The sequence below is a fragment of the Paenibacillus camerounensis genome (assembly GCF_000723885.1).
Taxonomy (GTDB): domain Bacteria; phylum Bacillota; class Bacilli; order Paenibacillales; family Paenibacillaceae; genus Paenibacillus_AQ; species Paenibacillus_AQ camerounensis.
Genome location: NZ_CCDG010000005.1, coordinates 69,632 through 89,651 on the forward strand (window position 1 = coordinate 69,632; position 20,020 = coordinate 89,651).

The 20,020-nt window shown below is 53.9% G+C and carries 17 protein-coding genes; 10 read left to right on the top strand and 7 right to left on the bottom strand.

Annotated features, from left to right (window positions below; translation table 11 throughout):
- The first annotated feature begins 33 nt into the window (after positions 1-33).
- The 3 genes from BN3772_RS01565 to BN3772_RS01575 all read left to right on the top strand — a co-directional run bounded on the left by BN3772_RS01565 (position 34) and on the right by BN3772_RS01575 (position 3,718).
- The gene (locus BN3772_RS01565) at positions 34-1,746 is read left to right on the top strand and encodes a glutamine--tRNA ligase/YqeY domain fusion protein (protein WP_042195938.1); all 1,713 of its coding nucleotides are present in this window, start codon (positions 34-36) and stop codon (positions 1,744-1,746) included.
- Between the two features lie 94 nt (positions 1,747-1,840).
- The gene (locus BN3772_RS01570) at positions 1,841-2,065 is read left to right on the top strand and encodes a DUF2933 domain-containing protein (RefSeq protein ID WP_244444651.1); all 225 of its coding nucleotides are present in this window, start codon (positions 1,841-1,843) and stop codon (positions 2,063-2,065) included.
- A gap of 357 nt (positions 2,066-2,422) precedes the next feature.
- Positions 2,423-3,718 carry an Nramp family divalent metal transporter gene (locus BN3772_RS01575; RefSeq protein WP_042195942.1) on the top strand — a complete coding sequence of 432 codons (1,296 nt, stop codon included), beginning with the start codon at positions 2,423-2,425 and terminating at the stop codon, positions 3,716-3,718.
- Positions 3,719-3,793: 75 nt separating this feature from the next.
- Here the strand turns inward: BN3772_RS01575 and BN3772_RS01580 are convergent, their stop codons facing one another.
- From BN3772_RS01580 to BN3772_RS01590, 3 genes are all read right to left on the bottom strand, one after another.
- Complete coding sequence (locus BN3772_RS01580) at positions 3,794-5,098, bottom strand: ABC transporter substrate-binding protein (RefSeq protein ID WP_042195944.1); 1,305 nt, start codon at positions 5,096-5,098, stop codon at positions 3,794-3,796.
- Between the two features lie 121 nt (positions 5,099-5,219).
- A complete protein-coding gene (locus BN3772_RS01585) occupies positions 5,220-6,056 on the bottom strand; it encodes a carbohydrate ABC transporter permease (RefSeq protein WP_042195945.1) in 837 nt (278 codons plus the stop codon).
- Positions 6,056-6,946 carry a carbohydrate ABC transporter permease gene (locus tag BN3772_RS01590; protein ID WP_042195947.1) on the bottom strand — a complete coding sequence of 297 codons (891 nt, stop codon included), beginning with the start codon at positions 6,944-6,946 and terminating at the stop codon, positions 6,056-6,058. Before BN3772_RS01590 ends, BN3772_RS01585 begins: the two co-directional genes overlap by 1 nt.
- Positions 6,947-7,296: 350 nt before the next feature.
- On the opposite strand from BN3772_RS01590, the gene BN3772_RS01595 reads away from it, so the two are divergent.
- Entirely contained in the window at positions 7,297-9,159 is a 1,863-nt protein-coding gene (locus tag BN3772_RS01595; protein WP_244444652.1) for a sensor histidine kinase, read from the top strand.
- Positions 9,137-10,705 carry a response regulator gene (locus BN3772_RS01600; protein ID WP_042195950.1) on the top strand — a complete coding sequence of 523 codons (1,569 nt, stop codon included), beginning with the start codon at positions 9,137-9,139 and terminating at the stop codon, positions 10,703-10,705. Before BN3772_RS01595 ends, BN3772_RS01600 begins: the two co-directional genes overlap by 23 nt.
- Before the next feature lie 29 nt (positions 10,706-10,734).
- Here the strand turns inward: BN3772_RS01600 and BN3772_RS01605 are convergent, their stop codons facing one another.
- Entirely contained in the window at positions 10,735-11,862 is a 1,128-nt protein-coding gene (locus BN3772_RS01605; protein WP_042195952.1) for an N-acetylmuramoyl-L-alanine amidase family protein, read from the bottom strand.
- A 159-nt stretch (positions 11,863-12,021) separates the two neighbouring features.
- Between BN3772_RS01605 and BN3772_RS01610 the strand changes: the two genes are divergently transcribed.
- Both BN3772_RS01610 and BN3772_RS01615 read left to right on the top strand, forming a co-directional pair.
- Positions 12,022-13,026 (top strand): TIR domain-containing protein, encoded by a 1,005-nt coding sequence (locus tag BN3772_RS01610; protein ID WP_042195955.1) that lies wholly within the window; start codon positions 12,022-12,024, stop codon positions 13,024-13,026.
- A gap of 3 nt (positions 13,027-13,029) precedes the next feature.
- Positions 13,030-13,257, top strand: coding sequence for a hypothetical protein (locus BN3772_RS01615; RefSeq protein WP_042195957.1), 228 nt, complete (start codon positions 13,030-13,032; stop codon positions 13,255-13,257).
- Positions 13,258-13,285: 28 nt separating this feature from the next.
- On the opposite strand, the gene BN3772_RS01620 is transcribed toward BN3772_RS01615, so the two are convergent.
- Positions 13,286-13,963, bottom strand: coding sequence for a hypothetical protein (locus tag BN3772_RS01620; protein ID WP_042195959.1), 678 nt, complete (start codon positions 13,961-13,963; stop codon positions 13,286-13,288).
- Positions 13,932-15,188 carry an MFS transporter gene (locus BN3772_RS01625; RefSeq protein WP_042195961.1) on the bottom strand — a complete coding sequence of 419 codons (1,257 nt, stop codon included), beginning with the start codon at positions 15,186-15,188 and terminating at the stop codon, positions 13,932-13,934. Before BN3772_RS01625 ends, BN3772_RS01620 begins: the two co-directional genes overlap by 32 nt.
- 112 nt (positions 15,189-15,300) lie before the next feature.
- Here BN3772_RS01625 and BN3772_RS01630 point away from each other — a divergent pair, with 112 nt between their 5' ends.
- Complete coding sequence (locus BN3772_RS01630; RefSeq protein ID WP_052380328.1) at positions 15,301-16,167, top strand: helix-turn-helix domain-containing protein; 867 nt, start codon at positions 15,301-15,303, stop codon at positions 16,165-16,167.
- A gap of 103 nt (positions 16,168-16,270) precedes the next feature.
- On the opposite strand, the gene BN3772_RS01635 is transcribed toward BN3772_RS01630, so the two are convergent.
- A complete protein-coding gene (locus BN3772_RS01635) occupies positions 16,271-17,383 on the bottom strand; it encodes an LLM class flavin-dependent oxidoreductase (protein ID WP_042195963.1) in 1,113 nt (370 codons plus the stop codon).
- Between the two features lie 270 nt (positions 17,384-17,653).
- On the opposite strand from BN3772_RS01635, the gene BN3772_RS01640 reads away from it, so the two are divergent.
- On the top strand, positions 17,654-18,973 hold the full coding sequence (locus BN3772_RS01640) for a PQQ-binding-like beta-propeller repeat protein (protein WP_042195966.1): 1,320 nt from the start codon (positions 17,654-17,656) through the stop codon (positions 18,971-18,973).
- 207 nt (positions 18,974-19,180) lie between these two features.
- Complete coding sequence (locus BN3772_RS01645) at positions 19,181-19,957, top strand: ABC transporter ATP-binding protein (RefSeq protein WP_042195968.1); 777 nt, start codon at positions 19,181-19,183, stop codon at positions 19,955-19,957.
- Positions 19,958-20,020 lie beyond the last annotated feature (63 nt).

Consider the following 20,020-nt stretch of genomic DNA (forward strand, 5'->3'; position numbering starts at 1 on the left):
CGGAGTTGTACCAATCCACAGGAGGTTATCTGAATGAAAGAGCTATCTGCAGCAACCGGCACAACTTTGGACGATACGGCAGCTGCCGGCGAGAATTTTATGGAAAAGCTGATCAGGGAGGACGTGGAGAGCGGAGTGTTCAGCAGGGGAATCTGCACCCGGTTTCCGCCGGAGCCCAACGGCTATCTTCATATCGGCAGTGCGTTTGCCATCCATACCAATTATGATCTGGCGCGTAAATTCGGCGGTACGTTTAATCTGCGTTTTGACGATACCAATCCGTTAAAAGAGGACATGGAGTACGTAAACGCAATTACCGAGGATCTGGAGTGGCTGGGTTGTAGTCCGGGGGCGCATATGTATTATGGCTCCGATTATTCGGAGCAGATCTATGAAAGTGCAGTGACTCTGATCCGCAAGGGAAAAGCGTACGTCTGTGAGCTGGCACCGGAGGAAGTTACCGCTTACAGGGGTACATTAACGCAGCCGGGCAAGAACAGCCCGTACCGTGAGCGTCCCGTAGAGGAGAATCTGGCTTTGTTTGCCGGAATGCGGCGGGGCAATTACCCTAATGGAGCAATGGTGCTCCGGGCCAAAATCGATATGGGCTCACCCAACATCAATCTCCGCGACCCGGTCGTCTATAGAATCATTCATGCGCCGCATTACCGGACGGGAGAAGAATGGTGTGTCTACCCGATGTATGATTTTGCCCATCCAATCCAGGATGCAATCGAAGGAGTAACCCATTCGCTGTGCTCGCTGGAGTTCAAGGACCACCGGCCGCTGTACGAATGGGTGCTGAAGGAACTGGACATTCCCGAGCCGCCGCGGCAAAGGGAGTTCGGCAGAGTTAACCTGACCGGAGTTGTTACCAGCAAAAGATACCTCCGGCAGCTGGTGGCCGGCGGCCATGTGGACGGCTGGGATGATCCCCGTCTGCCCACCCTGCGCGGGCTGCGCAGAAGGGGTTTTACCCCGGAGAGCATCAAGCGGTTTGTTACAGAGATCGGGATGGTGAGAAGCCAGTCAATGGTGGACTTTTCGCTGCTGGAGCATGTGCTGAGACAGGATCTGAAGGCCGGTGTGCCAGCCGTGATGGCAGTGCTAGAACCGCTCAAGGTAGTGATCACCAACTATACCGGACCTGAGACTGAGCTGCTGAGTCTGGATAACAACAGTGAGAATACAGAGCTGGGAACAAGAGAGGTTCCCTTCAGCAGCGTTCTCTACATTGAACACACTGACTTTATGGAGCAGCCGGTGCCGGGCTTCCGGCGGCTGGTTCCTGGCGGTGAAGTACGCCTGAAGGGTGCGTACATCATCAAATGCAATGAATTAATCAAGGACCCGGTAACCGGGGAGATCAGCGAGCTGCGCTGCACCTATGATCCGGAGACGAGGAGCGGCAGCGCGATGAGCGGCCGGAAGGTCAAAGGGACGATCCACTGGGTATCCGCGAGCCATGCGGTGCCGGCTGAAGTGAACTTGTATGAGAAGCTGCTGAAGGATAACGAAGGGCCAAAGGATGAAAGCGAAGCCTGGGAGGAGGTAATCAATCGGGATTCCATCCGGACTTTGGCGCACTGCCTGGTTGAGCCGTATGTGCTGGAGGCACTTGCGCTGGAGCGATTCCAGTTCATCCGCCACGGCTATTTTACCGCCGACAACAAGCTGTGCAGCCGTGAGCGCCTGGTCTTCAACCGGATCGTACCGCTGAAGGACGGGTGGAAGGAGAAGAAGTAGGGCAGGATCAGTATTATTCCGGATAAAAAGTGGATAAGGGCCGATGTACAACATATTTTCTCCACAAAAGGTCTCTATACTGGGAAGCAGCAACATGAATCCCGAAGGAGGCAAAATGATGAATTGGTCCTGGCTGGTAACGCTGATTTGTCCGCTGATGATGATTCTGATGATGTTTGGTATGCCTGGCGGCCATGGTCACCGCGGTCACGGCGGACGCCCGCAGCGCAAGCATGTAGAAGAGCTGGAACAGGAGCTCAGCGGGCTAAAGGCCCAAATGGAACAGCTGCGTGCAGACCGTCACAATACGACAGTGTAAATGGAACAATATGCAGGGCAGCGGAGCAAGCACATAAAAAGAGATGGAGAACGGGATATCCCGGTTTCCATCTTTTTTGCATGTCCGGAATTCACGGCAGTGCTCCCCGCAGAATCTGATCACCCTTTACAACAGCCGGCTACTGATTGCCAACCCCCGGATTGCGGTAATTGTACTTATGTATGCAAACGGAAGGCCAACCATGAAAATTACATTTACATTTTTCACTATGAGGAATATAATGATTGTAAAGTTAAAGTTGCCTTAGGGAAACTTTGGTGCATGAACACAAATTTTCGGTGTTGAGACAACATTTCATGTGTATAGATTACTTTTCAGGCGTAAGGAGGGTTCAATATGATTGAACAGACAGCTGTGGAGACACGCGAAATTATAAAGGCCAAACAGAACAAAATTACAGCACAAGCCGTATTAAACGGGGATGTAAAAGGGCTGAAGCGGCTGCTTCCGTTCCTGGGCCCTGCTTTTATTGCTTCAGTAGCGTACCTGGACCCGGGGAATTTCGCCACGAATATTACCGCCGGCTCGAAATACGGATATCTGCTCCTCTGGGTCATTGCCGCTTCGAACCTGATGGCTGTGCTGATCCAGGCGTTATCGGCTAAGCTCGGTATTGCAACGGGTAAGAACCTGCCTGAAGTGGCGCGGGAGCAGTTTCCGAAGGGGGCAGCTATCTTTTTATGGATTCAAAGTGAGCTTGTCATTATTGCTACGGATTTGGCAGAATTTATCGGGGCGGCACTCGGATTATATCTGCTGTTCGGCATCCCGATGCTGCCGGCTGCACTGATTACGGCTGCAGGCTCCTTCGCTATACTTGAGCTGCAGCGGCGCGGTTACCGCAGTCTGGAGGCAGGGATTGCCTCGATGGTAATGGTTGTTGTCTTAGCCTTTGCCTTTCAGGTTATCATGGCGAAGCCGGATGCCGGGGCAGTCGTCGCAGGGATCTTTACTCCTGCGTTTCAGGGAGTGGACAGCGTGCTGCTGGCCGCAGGGATTCTCGGAGCAACCGTTATGCCGCATGCCATTTATCTGCATTCGTCGCTGACCCAGAGCCGGGTAGTAGGGGTAGATGAGAAACAGAAGAAGCAGATTTTCAAATGGGAAATGATTGATATTGTCATTGCGATGGTGATTGCCGGTGCGGTGAATATGGCCATGGTCATTGTAGCTGCAGCCTTGTTCTTCAAAAACGGGCTGGTGGTCGAAGATCTGGATGTCGCGTTCGAGCAATTCAGCCATCTGGCCGGACCTCTTACGGCGGTTGCCTTTGGCCTGGGCCTGCTGATTGCCGGTTTATCCAGCTCCTCTGTCGGCACAATGGCCGGAGATGTGGTCATGCAGGGCTTCATCAACAAGCGAATCAACCTGTATCTGCGGCGGGCAATTACCATTATTCCGCCGCTGGCGATCATCGCCTTCGGAATCAACGCTACCAGTGCGCTGGTCATGAGCCAGGTCGTGCTGTCATTCGGGATTGCCTTTGCACTGATTCCGCTGGTCATCTTCACCAGCAACCGCAAGATTATGCACGGGCTGGTTAACCATCGAGTTACTACTATACTCGGCTGGATGATCTCCGCGCTGGTAGTCGCATTGAATCTGTTCCTGATTGTGGAGCTGTTTGTCTAATGACGGCTTGTCCCCAAAAAGCACCTTCAATCCCGCTAAGGCGGTTTTGAAGGTGCTTTTACATAACCCGATAATCTATTGCTTCACAATATCCTGCACTGCTTTATCCAGCTTCTCCAGCAGCTGGCCGCGGTCAATCTGCTCACCGAGGTATTCCTGCATGGCTGCGCCAAAGCCCTGAGTCACGCCGTCAGGGAACATATCCCAGTTCCAGCCGAGCGCGGCAGCCGATTTCTCCTGCACGGCAACGGCAACCTGGCCAATGTCAGCCGCGTCAGCTGCAATGTCTGTTTCTGCCGGAATGAATTTGAATTCCTTGGTCAGATAGTTCTGGCCGGTCTCCGAGGTGACAAGCCAGTTCAGGAACGCTTTTGCTTCCTCCGGATGCGCGGATTTGCTGTTCACGATATAGTTGTTCGGTACACCGACGAGGATGGTGCCTTCCTCATCATTGATCGGCAGCGGAAGGAGGCCCAGGTTCAGCGCCGGATCGATTTTGTCGATATCGCCCTGTGTCCAGTTGCCCTGCAGCATCATCGCCGCTTTGCCGGAAGCGAATTCGGCAACCTGTGTAGCATAATCGGTGGTCATTTTGTTGTCCTGGGCGTTGTCGAAGATCACATCCACGAGATCCAGCCACTGCTCAAACACGGCATTGCCCTTAATCGTTTGCGTGCCTGCTTTAACATCCTCGATGAACTGCTTCGGATCAGGCTGGTGAGCCAGGCCTACGTTAACGAGGTGAATCCCCATTGACCACCATTCATTGGTTGCCTCAAAAGGCGTAATGCCGGCGGCTTTGAGCTTGGCGGCAGCATCCTTAAGCTGGGTCAGCGTTTTTGGCTCATCGGTAATGCCGGCCTGTGCAAACAAATCCTTGTTATAAATTAGTCCGTAGCCTTCAACATTCATCGGCATTCCGTACAGCTTACCGTCGACAGTGGCCGGAGCTTTGGCGGTTGGAATCAGCTTGGCCGCCCAAGGCTGGTCGGACAAGTCGGTGGCGCGGTCCATGTATGGGACCAGGGCGGTATAGCCGCCGTTGTTAAAGATTTCCGGTTCAGAGCCGGAAGCGATTTCAGCTTTCAGCAGCGCGCCATAGTCTTCACCGCCGCCATGCGTTTCCACTTCAACCTTCACTCCGGTTTCCTTCTCATATTCTTCGGCCAGTGCATTCAGCTGCTCGGCGATTTCAACCTTGAACTGGAACATTTTGATCGTCACATCTTTGGCGGGAGCCGCCGTTGCTTCAGCAGCATTCTCTTTTGGCGCGTTGGTTGCAGCTCCGCCATTGCCCGCATTATTGCCGCTGCCATTGCCGCAGCCTGCTACAATCAGAGTGCAAACGGTTGCCATAATCAACGCAAGCTTTCTTTTCATAGAATAACCTCCCTGGTCTGTGGTTCCTGCAATTAGATCGTATAGCATCACGAAGTTCACTTACACTTAATATTTTGCTCGAAAAAGTGGATATTGTTGCAGCCTATGATTATGCATCCGCTTATCCCTTAACAGAGCCGGCGGTCACACCTTCCACAATATAACGCTGCAGCGCCAGGAAGAACAGCAGAATCGGCGTAATCGCCATGACCAGTCCAGCAAGCGCAAGGTCCCACTTTTTCGTGTATTGCCCGAAGAATTTCGTCACGGCAACCGGCAGGGTAGTCAGGTCCTTATTGCCCCCGATCACCAGCACCGGCAGCAGATAGTCGTTCCAGATCCATAACGTATTGAGAATAATGACGGTAACAATGATCGGCAGCAGGAGCGGGAACACAATCCGGAAAAATACCCCGTAAGGGTTCGATCCGTCAACCCGGGCAGCCTCCTCAAGCTCAAAAGGCACGCTTTTGATAAAACCGTGGAACAGGAAGACCGACAGCGGCATCCCGAAGCCGAGATAACAGGCCACGATGCCGTACAGCTCACCGCGCAGCTCCAGCATACTGGTCACCCGGACCAGCTGCAGCATCAGCGACTGAAAAGGAATGATCATCGCCGACACCAGCAGCAGGAACACAAAGCTGTTGAACCGCGACGGTTTTCTGACAATCTGGTACGCCGCCATGGAGCTGAACAGAACGATAAAGATTACGCTCAGCACCGTAATGGATAAGGAATTCCAGAACGCCTGCGGAAAATCAATCGCATCCCACACCTTGGCATAATTATCCCAGTGGTAAACGGCAGGGAAGGAAGCGGCATCGAGCAGGATTTCCTTGAGGCTTTTGACGGAGTTGCTCAGCACCAGATAGAACGGCGACAGGAAGACGATAGCGAGGAGAATGGCGAATATCTCCAGAATGAAATGTTTCGGACGGTAGCTGCTGGTATCCATTAGGCCGACACCTCTTTCCGTTTAGTGATCCATACCTGGGTAACCGTAATCAGGGACACCGCAGCGAAAAAGAGCAGTGCTTTGGCGGTACCCAGCCCGTAACGGTTGTTAATCAGTGCCTCGGCGTAAATGTTATAGGCCAGTGACTGGGTAGAGGTTCCCGGCCCGCCTTTGGTCAGTGACAGATTGAGGTCGAACATTTTGAAGGCATTGGAGGTGGTCAGGAACAGACAGATCGTGATAGCAGGCATGATCAAGGGCACATAGACACTTCTGAACAGCTGCGGGGCGCGGGCGCCGTCAATCTTGGCTGCTTCGATCAGATCCTTCGGGATTCCGGCCAGGGCCGCGATATAGATAACCATCATATAGCCGGCGGTCTGCCAGACGAACACGATGACAAGTCCCCAGAAGCCGGTGCCTGGTGTACCCAGCCAAGGGAGCTGGAAGAACGAAATGCCGGTAATTTCTCCGATGGTGGCGAAGCCTTTGGTAAAAATAAACTGCCAGATGTACCCGAGCAGAATACCGCCGATTACGTTAGGCATGAAAAAGATCGTCCGCAGCACCTTTTTAGTCTTCAGTGTGGTCATCAGGATAAAGGCCAGCAGCAGCGCAAGCACATTGGCCGCCACTACGGATACAACCGTGAAGCGCAGGGTGAAGAGCAGGGATTCCCAGAACTTATCGTCATTCAGAAAAATCCGTTTCCAGTTGGCCGCGCCGGTCCAGACCGCTTTGTCCAGATCGAGCCCGTTCCAGTCCGTGGAGGAGTAGTAAAAGCCGAGAAAAAAGGGCGTGACCACAATGGTCAGGAAGAAGAGCAGACAGGGTCCGAGGAATATAAATTGCTGTCCCCAGCCTCTTTGAAGCCGCAGAGCTTTTCTCATATGGAGTCTCCTTTTGTATAGTTAATCTAAGGGTTCACGACTTCATTATAGAAAGCCTCCCGCGGCTTCAACACTCAATTTGATGCTTAGAAAAGTGGATTATATTGCAGCCCCCTCATTCGCGGACAGAAAAAATTCATAGTAGCGCTATGCACGAAACTCGGTGTATGCTGTCGTTGCAAAGATCGGATGCGTCGAAATGATAGCGTTCACAAAATAAAAAGAATGTCCGTTCACTTGGCTGGAGGCCTCTTATGTTCAAAGATAAGAAAGTATATATTTCACGCAATCCTTTATCCTTATCGCAGAAACGGATACCGTCCTGTTTAGGTCGGCGTAGCCGTTTTTACTTGAAGAACAGTATCCGCACCCGGCTGATGGCGCTAGTGCTGCTGGCCTCCGTGATTCCGTCGGGAATCTCGGTCACGTTCTCCTATCTCTACACCAAGCAGTCGGTGACAGAGCAGTCCGTCAAACAAAATACAAAGCTGCTCACCCTTGGTGAAAGCAATCTCAGCAGCTATTTCAGCGGGATGAACCAGCGGGCGATGTCACTCTACAGCGGAATCAATGTGCCGAGCTCCTTTTATACGACCCTGCTTACAGCTAAGGACCCCGATGATCTGCCTGAAGGCTCGGCTGCGCCGGATACCCGGGCGGTGATTTCGACGCAGCTGTATAACCTGTTCCTCTCGGACCGGGATACGTTCCAGATCCATCTTTACGTAAGAGCGCCGAAGCAGTCCAATCTGCTGCTCGGCGGGCTGTTCCGCCGTGAAGCGGATACCTATGTCCCGTCGGCCGTTCCGGGCGGAACCTACCGGCCGTTTATCGAGGTGACCCATCTGGATCACCAGTACGGGATGAAGTCCGGCTTTCCTAATTTCAGATCAGGAACGGTGCCGGTTTTTACGGCACATTTCCCGCTCTACCGTGCGCCAAGTGCCGATGTACTGGCTGATCTGTCGGTCGACTTCCGGCTGGACGAATTAGAGGGGATCGCGAGGTCGATGTATAACTCCGGTACAGAACGCTTGTATGTGCTGAATGAACAGCGACAGGCACTGTATTCGTCTGATCCGGATTGGATCGGGGAGCAGGTGACAGCGGGCTGGAGCCGGCTTCCGCAGGGCAGTGAAAGCGGCCATTTCAGCTGGAAGAAGGACGGGTTCGCAGGGATTGTGATGTACCGGCATATCGATGCCCCCTTATTCAAAGGGAGTATTATCAAGCTGGTGCCATACGGGGACTTGTACGCCGATGCACGGGTCATTACCAGATTCACTACCGGTATAGGCGTGTTGTTTCTGATTCTGGGCGGGATTGTTGCAGTCGCTATCTCCATCGGCTTCACAAGACCGATCAAGAAGCTGATTGCCTTCACCCAGAAGGTGCAGATTGGCCAGCTGGATGCTCATGTCGAAGCCGAAAGTGAGGATGAATTCGGTCTCCTGACCCGCAAAATCACCGGCATGACCCGTACAATCAACGATCTGATTCTCAAGGAATATAAGCTGGAGCTTGCTAATAAAACCAATCAGCTGAAGGCGCTGCAGGCCCAGGTCAATCCCCATTTCCTGTACAACGCCCTGCAGTCGATTGCCAGCCTGTCCCTGCGCTACAATGCGCCGAAGGTGTATGATCTTATCTACTCGCTCGGCAGCATGATGCGCTATTCCATGAATACGGAGCGGACACAGGTGCCGCTGCGGGATGAGCTGGAGCATGTGCAGAACTACGTTATTCTGCAGACTGAACGCTTCGGAGAAGAGAATCTGCGGCTGGATATTGCTGCCGGCGAGGCGGCTCTCGACATTACAGTACCCAAGATGATTCTGCAGCCCCTCGTCGAAAATATCTTCAAGCACGGGTTCGCGGACGGCATCCGCGAAGCGGTAATTACGGTTTCCTGCACGCTTGATAAGCAGGACAGGCTAATTCTTACCGTCAAGGATAACGGCAAGGGGATTCCGCAGGCAAGGCTGGCGGCAATTGCTGCCGGACTTGCGCATACCGACAAGAACGGGCACGAAGAGATCGGCCTGTCCAACGTGCTGGCCCGGCTGCGGCTGCAGATGAGCAGCGGGACAGAGCTGCATGTGCGCAGCGAAGAGGGACAAGGGGTTACGGTTACACTGATAATTCCTCTGGAGAACCAGACCTATCACATAGACAAAGGAGCAGCAGACGATGAAGGTACTGATCGTAGATGATGAGAAGCATGTGCGGGAAGCAATCCGCTATTTTGTACCGTGGGAGAAGCATCAGATTGCCGGCATCTTTGAGGCGACGAACGGGCAGGAAGCAATGCTGATTATGCAGGAGGAGCAGCCTGCGGTGGTGTTCACCGATATGCGGATGCCGCTGATGGATGGTGCTGAGCTGCTGGAATGGCTGCACGGAAATTATCCCGGGACGAAGACGATTGTAATCAGCGGCTATCAGGACTTTAACTATGTGAAGCCCGCAATCGTCTACGGCGGGACGGACTATCTGCTCAAGCCGCTTAACAGCAGGCAGCTGATCGCTGCTGCGGAGCATGCCTTCAAGCTGTGGCGGGAGGAGGAGGCGGAGCGGCAGCAGACCTGCAGCCGGAATATACAGCTGAATGTGCTGCGGCCGCTCTACTGGGACAAAATGCTCTCGGATCTGGTGGCGGGCCATGCCTCCTTTAAGGAGCTGAAGCCTGCGCTGCACGAGGAACTCGGCATGCCGGAGCAGGCTGCCGTCTGCCGGGCTGCCGTCATCTCGCTGCAGCACAGTGACGGCCGGCTGCTTCAGCGGTTCCATGGCGATGTCGGGTTGACCTCCTTTGTGCTGGCCAATGTCTGCAATGAAGTCATTGCTGCGGAGCAGAGCGGGTACGCCTTCCGCAGCTGGCAGGCAGGTGCAGATATTGTGATGCTGTTCTGGGCGGATGTACCGGAGGCGGAGGCACAGCTGCAGCGCATCAACGAGTCGGTCAGAGCGGTCTACGGAGTGCAAATGGATATCGGGCTTAGCGGGGTGTGCTCCTTCCCGGAGGGCCTGCAGTCTGCGTTCCGTCAGGCACGGGAAGGATTGAGCGAACGCAATCTGCTGCAACGGGAAGGGCGGATTCACCTGTATAGGGAGCAGCGGGAGGGTAGTGGATCTGCTAAAGACTACGTCCTGGAAGGATTGCCGGAAAAGCTCGGATTGGCTGTGTTATCGGGAGATCCGGAGCGGATGCAGCAGGTTATCGGTGAATGGGGTGAACGGCTCGGCGGGCTGCCTGTGCTGACAGAGAGCAGCCTCATGCATCAGCAGGAGCAGATTTGTGCCGTCCTGCAGCGCTGGTGCCCTGAAGCGGAAATTGTGATCGAATCCTGCTATGACGCAGAAGGGCTATTCTCGATTCGCAGCTGGCAGAATCAGCTGAAAGCCCTGCTGCAGCGTCTGTCCAGGGGAGGCTCGTCAACCCCCGACAGCCGGCTAGTGCAGGAGATCCGTGAATATCTGGAGGTGAACTACGCCAGTGACATGACGCTGCAGCATATTGCCGAGCGCTTCTTCATCAGCCGCGAGAATGTATCGCGTAAGTTCAAGCAGATTAGCGGCGGGAACCTGTCGGATTATTTAACTGCCTTACGGATCGGCAAGGCTAAGACACTGCTTCGCAATACGAGTCTGCGGCTGTCACAGATTTCCGGGCTGGTCGGCTATGAGGATGAGAAATATTTCAGCCGGGTATTCAAAAAAGCCACCGGCCTGACCCCGCGCGAATACCGCAAGCAGTAGCTGCACTGCTTGCGGTATTATTCTGGGACTTATTTAAAATAATCAGCCAGCCCTTCGGCAATAGCCTTGGCGGCTTTTTTCTGATAGCTGGAGGTGCGCACAATCGCCTCGTCGTAAGGATTGCTCAGGAACCCCAGCTCCACCAGGGCAGCAGGAATCCTGTTCTCGCGCAGAATATGATAATTGCCGTAGGACAGCCCGTTGCTCTTGAGGCCGATTCCCTGTCCCAGCCGGTTCTCAATCGCCCGGGCCAGCCGCAAATCGTCCGATTCTGAATAGAAGAAGGTCAGCGTTCCCGATACATTTTTTGGCGAAGAATTATAATGAACACTGACAAAAGCATCCGCATCCGCCGAATGGCCAATCTGCACCCTGCGGGCAAGCGTCGGCTTCTGGCTTGCTGTAGTCCTTGTCATCTGAACTGTTGCACCCTTAGCGGTTAAGTAATCCCTTAAGTAGAAGGCTGTCTGCAGGGTCAGGTCCTTCTCCATGGTATTGTAAGTGGTACCAAGCATGCCGGGATCGCTGCCCCCGTGCCCGGCATCAATAACGATCAGCTTGCTGCCGATCTTGCTCACACCCTTGGAGCTTGTACTTGCCGCGGATGCAGTGGTTACACCGCCTGATGAGCCTCCGCCGGAAAGATACTGCGCCGATACCCAGCCGATTTCGCCTGCGGTTGTCCTGATCCGCGCCCAGCCGTCCTGGCGCGCCAGCACCGTTACTTTATCCTTGGCCTTCAGCGAGCCGACCACGGCATAGCCGGTTCCCGGACCGCCTCTGATCCGCAAGGAGTCCGCGGTTACAGTTGCGGAACTGCTGCCGGAGGAGGCCTTGACTGTTGATACTGAGGAGCCGGCTGCGGTTGAAGCCGAGCCGCCTTCCACTTTCTTAAGATAGTATCCCGCTACCCAGCCGGTTACTGAGCCGGAGCGGACCTTCATCCAGCCATGCTGCTCGTCGGTTACAGTTACGGTAGTGCCGTTTTTTAAGAATCCGACGGCGGAGGCTCCTGCAGCCGGCTCGCTGCGGACAGTAAGGGAACTGGCGTATACCTTTGCTGTGTAAGCGGCCGCAGCTTCCGCCTGGCAGAACGTAAGCAGAGCGCCGGTTAAGAGACCGGCCAGCAGTAGTGCTTTATGTATGCTTTTAATCATATGAAGCCTCGTTTCCCGGGGTAATAAACTGATATTACCCGCTCTGCCGGCAGAGGAACAGGCTTTTATCTAAAATCTTAAGAAAATGAGGCTCTGTTCCTAGACGCTAAACGACTGTATAATTATTACATATCGCCAAACTGACAAAGGAGATCATCCGTGACCAGACCAAAATGTTTCATTGGATCTTCCAGAGAATCTATCCGTTATGCAAGAGCGGTACATGAGCAGCTGAAGCGGGAGGCCCAGGTGTACCCCTGGTACGCCAGCGCCTTCCGTTCAGGCGAATATACGATGGAGGCGCTGGAGCGGCATCTGGATGAAAGTGATTTTGCCGTATTTATCTTCTCGCCTGATGATGTGGCCCGGATCCGCGGCAAATACTATTATGTAACCCGGGATAATACGCAGTTTGAGATGGGGCTGTTCTGGGCGCGGCTGCGCCGCAGCAGGGTATTCTGTCTGCTGCCAGACCAGATATCGCCGCGCAGTGATCTTATTCCCGGCACCGATGTGGAGGAATATCATCTTATGTCGGACCTGGCGGGGCTTACGCTGCTGGATTATGAATATCAGCATGACAATCCGGTTGCAGCGGTGGATGTCAGCTGCGGGAAGATCATGGACAGTATTCATGAGCAGGGTGCTTATAGCGACCCGCACAAGGAATTGGCACAGCTGAAGCTTGAACTCAGGCGCAAAGAAAGTATCCTTCATTTCTTTTGGCAATATAATAGTAATGTGGCCTTACCTGAGGCAGCAGAGAAATATCAGGCGCTCAGCGAGGCGATCCGTAACTCCTTCGTACCGCCGGAGCAATGCCGGGTGATTGGCGCCGCATTGTGGCGGGCCGGCGGGGCGGAGGGCCTGAAGCAGGTCGGCGGCAATGTGGGCCGCGGGCATATCTATCCGTTTGCGCCGGAGGGGGAGGAACAGGATAAACGTCCGGGGGTAATGGATGCTTTTATACGCCGGGAATGGACGTTTTTACAACGGACGGAAGTTGCGGAGGTCTATATCCTATGCTATCCTTTAGGTGAAAAGCATGTCCTTTCTGTACATTTTTCCGGCAATGACGGGCTGTCGGCTGAGGATCTGAAGGCAACCGTCACGTATAACCGGGATTTGTTCCGTACCGTCAATCATTTAGTGGGAGGGGACTAGAGCATGAAGAATATGAAGGGTGTAGTCAGTCTTTCAGGCGCTGTCCGCCGGTCCGCAGGCGGGGGCCCAGGCACAAGCCGCAGCAAAGGCAGGAAGAATGCCGGCCGTACCGCCAAGCCGTCTGCCGCATCCGATTACGTCTATCTCGCGCCGTCTGTTAACGGCGGGGATGAGGAGTACAAGAAGCTGGTCAGCGGCAAGGTCGATAACAAGAAGCCATCATTCGCTTAACTTCATATTTGTAACCCAGCAGGTAAGTTCAGGCTCCCGGAGATCCGGGGGCTTTTTTCATGTGCGGGGGAGTAGCTCTCCTTGGCCGGACGGAGTAGCCGGAGAAGCTAAGTCGGCCCGTCAGGCCGAAGTAGCTGGAATCAAAGGCATTTCGGCCTTTGAATCGGCGTGTCAGGCCGAAATAGCCTGAATCAAAGGCATTTTTGCCTTTGAATGGGCCCGTCAGGCCGAAGTAGCCTGAATCAAAGGCATTTTTGCCTTTGAATCGGCCCGTCAAGCCGAAGTAGCCGGAATCAAAGGCATTTTTGCCTTTGAATCGGCGCGTCAGGCCGAAATAGCCTGAATCAAAGGCATTTTTGCCTTTGAATCGGCGCGTCAAGCCGAAATAGCCTGAATCAAAGGCATTTTTGCCTTTGAATCGGCGCGTCAGGCCGAAATAGCCGGAATCAAAGGCACTTTTGCCTTTGAATCGGCCCGTCAGGCCGAAATAGCCGGAATCAAAGGCATTTTTGCCTTTGAATGGGCCCGTCAGGCCGAAGTAGCCGGAATCAAAGGCACTTTTGCCTTTGAATCGGCGCGTCAGGCTGAAGTAGCCGGAATCAAAGGCATTTTTGCCTTTGAATGGGCCCGTCAGGCCGGAGTAGCCGGAATCAAAGGCAGCACTTTTGCTGTATCTAACGCAAAGCTGCAGTATCCGGTGCTGCAACGGTGTTTTTCGTATTCCGTGTACGCATGTGCTTCCACCCCGCCGCCCGGATCAGTCCCGTACCGGCCAGCGTAATGATAGCCAGCAGCCCGAACACGGGCCAGGCCGCCTGAAATCCGAAGATCCCCAGCAGCCCCCCTCCGGCGACCGGACCGCTTATCGTGCCAAGCTTCACCATTTCAGCGCAGCCAAAGTACAGCCCTTTATTATCCGCAGAAGACAGCTCATCCACCAGGGCATCAAACCGCGCACCGATCAGCAGCTCTCCCAGACTGAATACGGCAATGAATAGCAGCAGCGGAAGATAGGCGGGAGGAAAGAGGAAGAACAGGAAGCTGAGTCCGATCAGCAGGTTGCTGAGCAGCACCACATTGAACGGATTCCAGCCGGAAATCAGGCGCAGTACGGCGAACTGGGCAGCCAGGATGACAACGGCGTTGACCGACAGCAGGATGGAATACAGCCGGGTACCGTCTGTGAGCAGGGCAGTGCCCGACAGATACTGGGAGACGGTTCCGTTAAGCTGCGAATAGCCGAAGTAGGAGAAGCTCATGCCTGCAATCAGCAGCAGGTAGACCTGATCTTTGCGGATTACGGAGAGAGCCTGCAGGCTGCGGACGTTGTTTGCTTGAGCAGAAACGGAGGTCCGGGCAGCGGAGGTGTTACGGAAAAAGAACATCGTGGAGGCGCCGTACAGAATGTACATAAACCCGAGGATGACGTAAGGGAACAGGGACATTTTCATATTGAACAGCAGGCTGAGCAAGGGGCCGGCAAAGCAGCCGGCGTTAATCGCCGTGTACCTCAGGTTGAAGACGAGCAGACGGTGCTCCGGGAGCGATTCTTCGGACAGCACTTTTTTGCTGGCAGGCTCAAATAGCGAATAACAAAGGCCGTTCAGGGCATTCAGAACCAGAAAGCTCCAGAAGCTCTCGGCGTAATAAAACAGGATAAACACGGTTCCCCAGACAAGGGGGGTATACAGGATGATGTTGCGGAGCGGAAGTTTGTCGGCAAGTGTGCCCCCAAGCCAGCTGAAGGCTACCCCTGCCAGCGGATTAACCGCGAGGATCAGACTGGTGAGCAGGAGCGGGATGTGCTTTTGACCGGTCAGAAAAATGGCCAGATAAGGGACGCTCATGAACAGGGCGGTTCTTGTAAAAAGAGTGCCGGCGAGAATATTCCATACTTTGCTGTTGAGCTGATATGCAGCACGCAGATTCATTGTCGTTATCCTCCAAAATCTGTATTTTCATTGTGCCGAGTGTAGCATACAATAAAAAATAGCTTAGCAAAATGTGCCGGATACTCACACAGGGAAACGGAGGAGAGGAGCAATGATTCTTGGCCGGACGATCGGACAGATCCGCAGGTCCAAGGGAGTGAGCCAGGCGGTGCTGGCAAGGGGTATCATGAGCCGCTCCAACCTCTCGCGCTTTGAAGGCGGGCATTATTATCCGGGCTACGACAAGCTGATTCTGCTGCTGGATAAGCTGGAAATGTCGCTGGAGGAGCTGCTGTTTCTGCATCAGGACAATGCTCCGCAGGTGAAGCGGACCCTGCATCTGAAGCTAACGGAAGCAGGGAACCGCTACGACTTCGCCCTGGTCAGGGAGGTCAGCCGGGAGTGCCGGTTGATGTATGAATCCACGCAGACTGAAGCGTACTACCACCTGTATCTGCTCGGGCAAGGGGTTCTGGTCCAGTACGGGCATGCGGATGAAGTGACAACACTGCAGGAGATCGCGGATTACATCAAGCCGTACTTGCTCGGCGTGGATAAATGGTACCTGTACGAATTCAAGCTGCTGAATAACTTTTTGTTCACGCTTAGCAGCAGCGATGCGGTTTTTTTCGGCCTCAGGGGGACAAAGGAATTCGACAGATACAACTCCTTTCCCGAGAGCAGAACGGTCCAGCAGCATCTGCTGCAGAATCTCTCGATCCGGTGCCTGAAGGAGCACAATTATGAGCAGAGCCTGCTGTTTCTGCAAAAAGCGCTGCCGTTAGCCGATAAAACCCATCTGCTCTACGACAAAATTGTCACGCTGATCTACTATGAGCTCACGCTGCTCTGCCTGAAGCAGAAGGAGAGTCCGGCGGAGCTGAGGGGCTACCTGAACATCCTCAGGCAGCTTGATTTCGAGGACAGCTACCAGGCTCTGCTCAAGGCATGCCGCGGGCATCTGGGGGAACGGCTGTAAGCCGCTGCTGAACAGTCCCGTTAACGCAGACAAGCTGCGCGTCCATGTAATAGGACAGCGCAGCTTGTCTGCAGGTTTATTGTACAATTGGCCTGGCCCGAAATTAAAGCTCAGCGGACGATGGCGCAACGCTTGTTTTCCTGGCAATCTCCCGGCGGACCACCGGAGCGACCTCTGTAGCGAGCAGCTCGATGGCCGTAGCCACTTTGCGGTATGGAAGACCGCCGATATCGAGCTGGGTCATGAAGCGGTTATGGCCGAACAGCTCATGCTGGTAGAGGATCTTCTCGATAATCTGCTGCGGGCTGCCGACAGCCAGTGTATTAACTGGGGAGACGAAACGGCCGAAATCGCCGCGGGATACCCGGTACTCCTGCCCAGGATGCGGGCTGATGGCGTTACGGTAGCTGTAATAGTAAGGGTAGTATTCATCTACCGCCTGCTGTGAGGTTTTGGCGATGTAGCCGTGGCTGGTGATGGCAATCTTCAGGTCTTCAGCTGCATGTCCGGCTTCTGCCCCGCTGCGGCGGTAGGTCGCAGCGAGGTTCTGAAACGGCTCCGGGCTGCCGCTGAGGATGGCAATGGCCATGCCGATGCCCAGCCGTCCGGCTTGCTCAGCGCTTTCAGGCGAGCCGCCGATGCCGACCCAGAGCGGGAGCTTCGGCTGCAGGGGACGCGGGGCAATCTCCGCATTCTTCAGCGGTGAGCGGAAGGAGCCGTTCCAGCTTACGACCTCATGCTTGTTCAGCTCCAGCAGCAGCTCCAAATTCTCGGCGAACAGTTTCTTATAATCCTCCAGATCGTATCCGAACAGCGGGAAGGACTCCAGAAAAGCGCCGCGCCCGTTAATAATCTCCGCCCGGCCGCCGGACAGCAGGTCCAGCGTGGCGAAGTCCTCGAAGATCCGTACCGGATCAGCCGTACTCAGCACCGTGGTTGCACTGGTCAGCTTAATCCGCTTGGTCACCTGGGCAATCGCAGCAAGCACAACCGGCATGGAGGAGATGACAAAGTCCAGCCGGTGATGCTCACCCACGCCGAAGACATCAAGCCCCGCTTCATCGGCAAGCTTGGCTGCCTCAATTACCTCCTGCAGCCGCTGCTGCGGGCTGATCCGCTGTCCGGTGTGACAATCGGTGACCAGATCGCCTAATGTATAGATGCCGAACTCAAATGCCGGCATGTTGTCCGGCTTCACATTATTGGTATTAGTCATAGATAGAGACTCCTTATATCTCAAAATAGTTGTTCTGCTTGTCCGTTGTACATAGGATAGGGATTATTATAGCACAACAACTTACAAAATGTAAGTTTATGAGTAAATGTTTCTTTGTGTAAGCGCATTAGCGGCTGTATGCTGCCAAGTCAGATGTATGAGCACTTGAATTTAGTGTGTTGATATTTAAAAAGATTCATACAGTAAAAAGAGTGTAGATGGAATATAATAGAAATAGTTTGCATTCTTTTTACAGGAGGCATTTATATTATGGGGACAATGAAGTTCAGAACCGGGGCGTTAGCCGCACTGATTGGAATCAGTCTGCTGGCTGCCGGAGGTAATGCAGAGTCGGCAGTATCTGATCCGCACCATTCCTACATCTACAATAATTTTACGGGGAGTCAGGCTGAGCCGCCTGCTGCAGTAACGGTCTGGTCCAGCGCAATGGATGTACAGGCTGATGAAACGGCAATCGGCCGCGGATCTGCTGTAACCGGGGGAGGTAAGGTTTATTTTATCCAGCAGGGACAGCTGCTTGCACTGAATGCGCAGACCGGCAAAAGGATCTGGAAATACGGAGCGAAGCTGAGTGCCCCGCTGCTGTATGAGAATGGTGTGATCTACGCAAGCTCGCAGACAGGCACAATCTATGCTGTAACTGCCGCCACCGGTAAGAACCAGTGGAGCTCCTCGGCCCCGAGCAAAAATCCGCGGCAGCTGCTGGTTGACCAGGGTCAGCTGTTTGCCGTCAATAGTGATGTTCAGGCTTATAATCTGCAGACAGGCAAGCTGCAGTGGAAGGATAATTACACAGAACCGCTGTGGCAGGCTGTTCAGGTCCAGGGTGAGCTTGTGCTCGCCGAAGATACGGTATCCGGGGCATATTCGTATGATGTGCTGCGTGCCTTTGACCGGAAGACCGGCAAACAGCTGTGGGAAGCAGACAATTACTCCATGCCTGTTGCTGCCGATCAAGGGACACTGATCTCACAGCGGACATCCAATCTGCTGCAAATGGTCGCGCTGCCTACATTCGATACTTTGGACGCAAGGACAGGGAAGGTGCTTGGCACAGCGGAGTATAATCCTGAAAATATCAATCCGGACGAAGCGCTCAGCAGCAGCGGACAAGCCTGGATCAGCGGTAATCAGCTGTATATTAACCGGGGCAATACCGTGTACTCTTATCCGGCAGACGCAGATCCGGCCAAGGCAGCCAAAACAACCTATTCGGCTGCGGGCGGCGGAAAAGACCTGATGTATGCTGCAGGCCCGTATGACGGAAGAATACTTTTCAGCGACGGAGAGACTGTGTACGGGGTCAAAACAGCCAACCGTCAAGGCGTCTCCTATTACGGCGGTGCATCGATTGCCCGCTTCGACCTGCTTGGACACGGCATGTATATTGCCAAGGCAGACGGTCAGCTGGTAGCAGTCAATCTGCTTACTGGAGCCCAGGTGCTGCAGCTTAAAACCACAGGCAAAGCCTTTGGCCCTACCTTGCTGGAAAACGGGATGATCCTGGTCCAGAGCAAGGGCAAGATCACAGCGATTAAAGAGCCGGCTGCACTCAGGATGGCTAAATAGGCTGACTTTTTTATCAAAATATATTGTGTCTTTTTGTTGACAGACCCGCAGATAGGTGATATTTTAAATGCACAAATTCAAATTGTTTTACTTTGAATTACATTGGCCGACTGTACAGACAGAGGTGCCCGTGCTATCCAGCGCGAGGTCCCTCTGTTTTTTTGTATACCAGTTTGTATACCAGCAGAACCAGAAGGAGGAGCAGAGATGGGAGAGGTTATGCTGTCCATTGCGCAGCTGAATAAAAGCTTTGACACCGCCGGAGGCCAGGTTAAGGCGCTGCATGAGGTGAATCTCGATGTGCAGCAGGGCGAATTTATCACCGTAATCGGCCCGAGCGGATGCGGCAAAAGCACGCTGCTGCGCATCGTCGCCGGCCTGGACAACGGCTATACCGGAAGTGTTACGCTGGAAGGGAAGGCAATCGGCGGTCCGGGAATCGACAAAGGGTTTATTTTTCAGGAGCACCGGCTGTTTCCATGGCTTACCGTTGAGAAGAACATCGCCTCGGATCTGCCGCTCAGCCGGCCTGATATCCGCCAGAAGGTGGATGAGCTGATTGAGCTGGTGAAGCTGACCGGCTTTGAAAAAGCCTATCCCCGTGAGCTCTCGGGAGGGATGGCCCAGCGGGTAGCGATTGCCCGGGCGCTGCTGCGGAATCCGAAGATTCTGCTGCTGGATGAGCCGTTTGGGGCGCTGGACGCCTTTACCCGGGCCCACATGCAGACGGTGCTGCTGGATATCTGGCGGAAGAACCGGACAACGATGATTTTTGTAACGCATGATATTGATGAAGCAGTGTTTCTGGGGGGCAGGGTAGTTATTCTGGAGCCGCGGCCTGGCAAAATCCGCAAAATTGTGCCGGTGGACCTGCCATATCCGCGCAAAAAGACAACCACCTCCTTTCAGGAGCTGCGGCTCAGGGTGCTTAATTATTTTGAGAAGGTGGAGGAGCTGGAATTGACGGACGGGGCGGGGATCTAGAGATTCTCCTGGTTTTCGGCAGGCTTTGAAAAGAGCGGAGTAAGGAATGGTTGCTGTTATATA

What these genes read in the sequence shown, in the direction of transcription:
- BN3772_RS01565 (WP_042195938.1), top strand. Translation starts at nt 34, where the DNA reads ATGAAAGAGCTATCTGCAGCAACCGGCACAACTTTGGACGATACGGCA.
- BN3772_RS01570 (WP_244444651.1), top strand. Translation starts at nt 1,841, where the DNA reads ATGAATCCCGAAGGAGGCAAAATGATGAATTGGTCCTGGCTGGTAACG.
- BN3772_RS01575 (WP_042195942.1), top strand. Translation starts at nt 2,423, where the DNA reads ATGATTGAACAGACAGCTGTGGAGACACGCGAAATTATAAAGGCCAAA.
- BN3772_RS01580 (WP_042195944.1), bottom strand. Translation starts at nt 5,098, where the DNA reads ATGAAAAGAAAGCTTGCGTTGATTATGGCAACCGTTTGCACTCTGATT.
- BN3772_RS01585 (WP_042195945.1), bottom strand. Translation starts at nt 6,056, where the DNA reads ATGGATACCAGCAGCTACCGTCCGAAACATTTCATTCTGGAGATATTC.
- BN3772_RS01590 (WP_042195947.1), bottom strand. Translation starts at nt 6,946, where the DNA reads ATGAGAAAAGCTCTGCGGCTTCAAAGAGGCTGGGGACAGCAATTTATA.
- BN3772_RS01600 (WP_042195950.1), top strand. Translation starts at nt 9,137, where the DNA reads ATGAAGGTACTGATCGTAGATGATGAGAAGCATGTGCGGGAAGCAATC.
- BN3772_RS01605 (WP_042195952.1), bottom strand. Translation starts at nt 11,862, where the DNA reads ATGATTAAAAGCATACATAAAGCACTACTGCTGGCCGGTCTCTTAACC.
- BN3772_RS01615 (WP_042195957.1), top strand. Translation starts at nt 13,030, where the DNA reads ATGAAGAATATGAAGGGTGTAGTCAGTCTTTCAGGCGCTGTCCGCCGG.
- BN3772_RS01625 (WP_042195961.1), bottom strand. Translation starts at nt 15,188, where the DNA reads ATGAATCTGCGTGCTGCATATCAGCTCAACAGCAAAGTATGGAATATT.
- BN3772_RS01630 (WP_052380328.1), top strand. Translation starts at nt 15,301, where the DNA reads ATGATTCTTGGCCGGACGATCGGACAGATCCGCAGGTCCAAGGGAGTG.
- BN3772_RS01635 (WP_042195963.1), bottom strand. Translation starts at nt 17,383, where the DNA reads ATGACTAATACCAATAATGTGAAGCCGGACAACATGCCGGCATTTGAG.
- BN3772_RS01640 (WP_042195966.1), top strand. Translation starts at nt 17,654, where the DNA reads ATGGGGACAATGAAGTTCAGAACCGGGGCGTTAGCCGCACTGATTGGA.
- BN3772_RS01645 (WP_042195968.1), top strand. Translation starts at nt 19,181, where the DNA reads ATGGGAGAGGTTATGCTGTCCATTGCGCAGCTGAATAAAAGCTTTGAC.